General features: G+C 55.1%; 2 protein-coding genes. Both read left to right on the top strand.

Annotated features, from left to right (window positions below):
• Window positions 1-371 precede the first annotated feature (371 nt).
• Complete coding sequence (locus RMSM_RS01100; RefSeq protein ID WP_008690193.1) at window positions 372-4520, top strand: hypothetical protein; 4149 nt, start codon at window positions 372-374, stop codon at window positions 4518-4520.
• A gap of 231 nt (window positions 4521-4751) precedes the next feature.
• Window positions 4752-6095 carry an ATP-binding protein gene (locus tag RMSM_RS01095; protein ID WP_008690192.1) on the top strand — a complete coding sequence of 448 codons (1344 nt, stop codon included), beginning with the start codon at window positions 4752-4754 and terminating at the stop codon, window positions 6093-6095.
• Window positions 6096-6178 lie beyond the last annotated feature (83 nt).

Raw genomic sequence — 6178 nt, 5'->3', positions numbered from 1 at the left:
CTAAATCAATAAGCCGTTTAGTCGTTCCGCTGTGGCACCGGGAACTCTGGCGTGTCCCACTACGAAAACGACTTGTCGCGGTGCGGGGCGAGCCGCCCGGTTGTGGCGAGTAAAACGTTCGATATTGACCGGGCGGCTTGCGCCGCTCCAAGAATCATCTGGTTGGAGTGATGCGTACGCCTATCGGCTGACGGTTAAACGAAGAATTCGAAAATCAAACTAAAGGTTGGAAACCGGGAAATTGCGCGCATTCCCTATGTTCGCACCCTTAAAATATTTTCTTGCGAAGAATTCCGCAGGGTCGGGCTCTAGTCGATCGTACCTTTGCAAATACCCAATTTCCCGCATTCTCTCTTCGCATGCGTGCTACGATGCCCGATCACTCTGTCACCAATATTTCTTTCGCATCTCGGTTGCGTCTGGCTGTCGTTATTTTTTCGCTGATGGTTGGCACCGTTGCGAGTGCCCAGGCACCGAAGATCCCCGAAGTGCTGAAACCGTGGCAGGATTGGGTGACTTGGGGCGTCAAAAATCGTGATTGTCCAAAACTGTACAGCAACGCCGACGAGGCGATCTGTGCCTGGCCTTCGGCACTGCAGTTGACTGTGGACGACGATGGCGGATCGTTTGAACTTGAGATCAAACGATTCGAGGAAACCTGGCTGCCGCTGCCGGGCAGCTTGACGATTTGGCCTAGCGATGTGCGGTTGGATGGCGAGCCCGTGGTGGTGGTCCAGCATCATGGCGAACCATCGGTCAAATTGCCGAAGGGGCAAGGCAAATTGTCGGGTGAATTCCAGTGGGCTGGTATGCCACAGCGAATCAAAATCCCAGCGGCGATTGGCATCGTGTCGCTGTCGATCAACGGCAGCAACGTTGACAATCCAACCTGGGACGGCAACGGCGAAATTTGGTTAAGACGATCACGCAGTGAACCGACGGACAAAGACCAGTTGACGATCAAAGTGTATCGGAAAATCGAGGATGGAATTCCGCTTTGGTTACGCACCCAAATTGAACTGACCGTATCCGGGAAAAGCCGCGAAGAATTACTGGGGGGGGTGTTGCCCGAAGGTTGGCAACTGGCCACGGTCCAAAGTCCCATTCCAGTTGCGATTGACGATCAAGGCTTGATCAAATCGCAAGTGCGTGCCGGAAAATGGACGATCAATGTCGACGCCTTTCGCACGCATGATGTCGACGAGATTCGATTTGCCACTGGGGCACAACCACTGACCGAGACGGAACTTGTCGGTCTGCAAAACGATCCCGACTTTCGTGTTTCGCAGATTGAGGGGTTACCGATGGTCGATGTCACCCAAACGACCTATCCGAGCGAGTGGCAAGGCATTGCAGTGTACCAGTGGGATGTCAGCAAACCCTTTCAGTTGCTGGAAAAGATGAGGGGCATGGGCGAAAAAGCCCGTTCGGGTCTGAACATCAACCGGCGACTTTGGCTGGATGAAGACGGCCAGATGTTGACGTATCACGATCAACTCAGCGGCCAAATGCAACAGATTTGGCGACTCGATGTCGCGGAGGATCATCAGTTAGGGGCGGTGCGTGTCGGAGGCGATGCTCAATTGATCACGGTCAATCCGGTCACAGGAACGAGTGGTACCGAAATTCGCCGCCGCAATCTGAATATGGAAGCAGTGGGACGGGTGCCGATGAGCGACGCCGTGTCGGCAACGGGATGGCAGGCGGATGCTGAGTCGCTGGAGATGACAATCACCACGCCGCCGGGGTGGCGAGTGTTTGCCGTGTTCGGTACGGATCAGGTGCGTGGAGATTGGTTGACCGCGTGGTCGCTACTGGATCTGTTTTTGCTGTTGGTGTTTTCGTTAGCGGTTTTCAAACTGTTTGGATTTTTCGGAGGCATCGTTGCGCTGCTTGCTTTTGGTTTGTCGTATCACGAGCCGGGATCGCCACGAATCACGTGGCTATTGTTGTTGATGCCGATTGCGTTGTTGCGAGTGGTAGGGGATGGCAAAATCAAACAATGGATTACCGTTTGGAAGTACGTCGCGTTAGCCGTGCTGCTGCTTTGTGTGGTGCCATTTATCGCCAGGCAGGTGCAAAACGTGATCTATCCGCAACTCGAACCGCAAGGCATTTCGTACGGCAGCCGCGGATTGTTTGTGTGGAGCGGTATCGGAGCCCAACCGGATGCAGGACGTTTTGCGACGGTGGAGACCGATTCTTACCAGATCGACGCGCCGTCGAGTTCGCTGGGGAAGCGAAGGGGAGGCGAATCGGCCGCCAAACAAATTGGCAAAGCGATCGATCAATACACCAATTTGAACTACGATCCTCAAGTCGTGATTCAAACCGGTCCCGCTCAACCGCAATGGAACTGGAACAACGTTGTTTGCCGGTGGAATGGTCCCGTGGCAGCGGATCAAAATATCCGTCCGGTACTGATTTCGTTGACCATGAATCGCGTGATCACTTGCATTCGTGTGCTGTTGCTGATGGCGTTGGGAATGATTTTATTGCGTCAGCGGGGACAACGCTGGCCTTGGTCGCGTGTGGCGTCACGCACGACGGCAACCGCCGCTGCAATGGGGTTGATGTTGTTTGCCGTCCCGGCGGTTGCGCAGGATGCCGCCGCTAGTCGCGAGAATACAGACAACGCGTCAACGGAATCGACGCACCACGACATCGACGTGCTGAACGTGCCGTCGCCCGAGATGCTTAACACGTTGCGAGAGCGATTGCTCGAAAGGTCGGATGCGTTCCCCAACGCGGCGGAAATTTCTGCAGCGGAGCTGAGCATCAATGGCAACGATTTGACAATGAAAGTGAGCATCCACGCTGCGGCCGATGTCGCGGTGCCGTTACCAGGACGATTGCCGGCGTGGTCGCCCATCTCGGTGACGATGGATGGCGATGCACCGGTGACGCGGCGCGACGGCTATCTTTGGATCGCGGTCGAGAAAGGTATCCACGAAGTCACGGTCAAAGGGCGAGTCGCAGACGCAGCCGAATGGGAATGGAGCTTTTTGTTAAAACCGCGACGCGTGACGATTGATGCCGTTGGTTGGGATATCACGGGCGTTGACCGCAACGGGGTGCCAGCAACACAAGTGTTCTTTCTCAAAGAACAAGAGGTGAGCGAGGATGAAGCAGCCTATGATCGCACCGACTTCAATCCGGTGATGATGGTCGAGCGCCGGCTTGAAATTGGACTGATTTGGAAAGTACGCACCACCGTCAAGCGGCTTTCGTCGCCGGGCAAAGCCATTTCAATCCAAGTGCCGCTGTTGGAAGGCGAGCAAGTCCTGACATCAGCAAGGGAGGTCAAAGAGGACTCGGTCGTGGTCCAAATGGCCGCGAATCAGCAATCGTTTGTTTGGGAAAGCGAATTAGAGCGACGACCCGAGGTTGTCTTGTCGGCAGCCGAAACGGATCGTTGGGTCGAGCGTTGGCAACTTGTCACCTCGCCGATTTGGAACGTATCGCTTTCCGGATTGAGTCCGATTTTCGAGCCGGATGAACGAGCCTTAATTCCCGTATGGCAACCATGGCCCAGCGAAACGGTAACGATCCTCTTTAGCCGCCCAGTCGCCGTGGATGGCGACACGGTGACGGTCCAGCGAGTGAATCTAGCAACGACGCTGGGGGACCGACGGAGAACGAGTACCTTGGACGTGGATTTGGAGTGTAGTTTGGCGAACGATTTCGCAATCACGCTTCCAGCGGACATCGAGATCACTTCGCTCGAGCTCGACCAGCGAGCGATTCCGGTGCAGCGTATAGGCAACGACTTGATCGTCCCAGCGCGTCCGGGACGGCAAAAGGTCGAGGTGCAATGGAGTCGTTCCGAAGCGATGGCCACGACGGTGAATTCACCGGATGTGTCGTTGCCGGTGGAGGCTTCGAATGTGACAACGAAGCTAGACGTGCCCGAGAACCGCTGGATATTGTGGGCGGACGGACCGCTGCGAGGCCCGGCGGTCCGTTTTTGGACGATCCTGGCGGTCGCAGTCATTGTTGCCCTCGTGTTGGGCAGCATTCCGATGACTCCGCTGCGACGATACGAGTGGGTATTGCTTTCGATCGGTTTAACGCAGGTGCCATTGATTGCAGCGATGTTCGTCGTCGGTTGGTTGTTCGTGCTGGCGTATCGTGGCAGACATCCGGTCGTCGCCCCGTATCGATGGAATGACTATTTTGTGCAATCGGTCATCGTGCTACTAACGCTGATCGCGCTGCTGGTGTTGTTTATCATCGTGGGGGAAGGGTTGCTTGGAAACCCAGACATGTTCATTGCTGGGAACAATTCGTGGAGGTCGAGTTTGATTTGGTTCACCCCGCACAGCGGGATGCAGTTGCCGGTGACCATCGTTGTTTCGATTTCGGTGTGGTTTTATCGCTTTTTCATGTTGGTTTGGGCGTTGTGGTTGGCTGCCGCACTGCTGCGATGGCTTGCATGGGGATGGAAACAATTCAGTAAGGTCAGCGAAGAGGAACCGGTGTTGGATGCGACGGTGGTCGAACCGGATGCCGAAGCGTGATCGAGTCCGAAGTGTGATGCTGTCGCTCGCTCGCACACTCGAAACGCATTTTCGATAGCATGTGAGTCCGGCTGGTAAATAGACAGCGGCAATGGTTCGGTGTTTTGCCGACCCATGCCGTTTGTGTGAAAACTTGGTTCCCAACTGATCTGGTCGACTAGGAACTCGGTCCAGCTATTCGTACAATCTTGGCACCACTTTCTGCCCCCTCACTCCCGCCAAGATTCGTTTATGTCGCCTGAAGACTATGCCATCCGTGGACTGCGCGAGGCCTTAGCGGTTTCGCCGGACAATCTTCCGCTCCGTGTTCATCTTGCTCAAACGTTGTCCAGCTACGGCCGATTCGACGAGGCGGCGACGGAGTATCGTAACGCACTTTCGCTGTCGCCGGAGAATGCGGACGTAAAATTTGGGTTGGCGTCGGCCTATCTTTCAATGGACGAACAAAGCAAGGCGATGGTGATCCTCGAGGATCTGTGCCAATCGAAAAGGGCGCCAGCGAAAGCGTTTGTTGTGTTCGCAAAATTGTTGCTGGGCGAAGGCAAAGTTCGCGATGCGGTGATCCAGTACAAAGAGGCACTTGAACGTGACCCCTCAGTTGCCGACCCGATTCTCGGTGATCAACTTGGCGTGGGCGAAGCCTACCAAGATGGTGACGTCGTCGAAGGTCGCAGTCGTGAATCGACGCAGCCCGATGTCGGAAACTTTGTCTCAGAAATCGAACGTCCCAAGATCAAGTTTGATGACGTCGGTGGTATGGACAAGTTAAAGGAAGAAATTCGGCTGAAGATCTTGTACCCGCTGCAACACCCCGAGATGTACGAAGCCTACGGCAAAAAGATCGGCGGCGGGATTTTGATGTATGGACCGCCCGGCTGCGGGAAGACCTATTTGGCTCGAGCTACGGCGGGCGAACTTGGTGCAGGGTTTATCTCGGTCGGGATCAGCGACGTGCTCGACATGTGGACCGGCCAAAGCGAGCGGAATCTTGCACAAATTTTTGAGCAGGCTCGCTACAACAAGCCGTGCGTCTTGTTCTTTGACGAAGTCGACGCACTCGGTGGCCGTCGCAGCGACATGAGTAGCGGAGCGGGGCGGCATGTGATCAACCAATTTCTATCGGAGATGGATGGTGTCGACAAATCGAACGACGGCGTCTTGGTTTTGGCTGCCACCAACGCGCCATGGCATGTGGATCCGGCATTTCGACGCCCGGGGCGGTTTGATCGCGTGTTGTTTGTGCCGCCGCCCGATCAGGAGGCTCGCGCATCGGTGCTGCGGATTCATTTGAAGGGCAAACCACAGGACGCGATCGATTTTGCGCAAATCGCAAAGAAGACACCTGAGTTTTCCGGAGCGGATATGAAGGCGGTGGTGGATCAAGCGATCGAAGAGAAACTGCGTCTGGCGCTGAAAGAAGGGATTCCCAAACCGCTGGTTACCCGGGATATGATTGCTGCGGCAAAAACGCTGCGTCCCACCACACGGGAATGGTTCTCCACCGCTCGCAACTATGCGATTTATTCGAATCAAGGTGGCATTTATGACGACGTGTTAAAGTACTTGAACTTATGAATGCACACCTACAACGCGCGTTGATGCTATTAGGCCAATCTCGGCATGAGATGGCCATTGATGAATTGCGGCAACTGTTGGCT

Source organism: Rhodopirellula maiorica SM1 (genome assembly GCF_000346295.1).
In the GTDB taxonomy this organism is placed as follows: Bacteria; Planctomycetota; Planctomycetia; order Pirellulales; family Pirellulaceae; genus Novipirellula; species Novipirellula maiorica.
The sequence above is the reverse complement of the archived record's forward strand: the minus strand, read 5'-3'. Positions and strand labels throughout refer to the sequence as shown.

Excerpts from the sequence above, each read along its gene's own strand:
- RMSM_RS01095 (WP_008690192.1), top strand. The coding sequence starts at position 4,752 with ATGTCGCCTGAAGACTATGCCATCCGTGGACTGCGCGAGGCCTTAGCG.
- RMSM_RS01100 (WP_008690193.1), top strand. The coding sequence starts at position 372 with ATGCCCGATCACTCTGTCACCAATATTTCTTTCGCATCTCGGTTGCGT.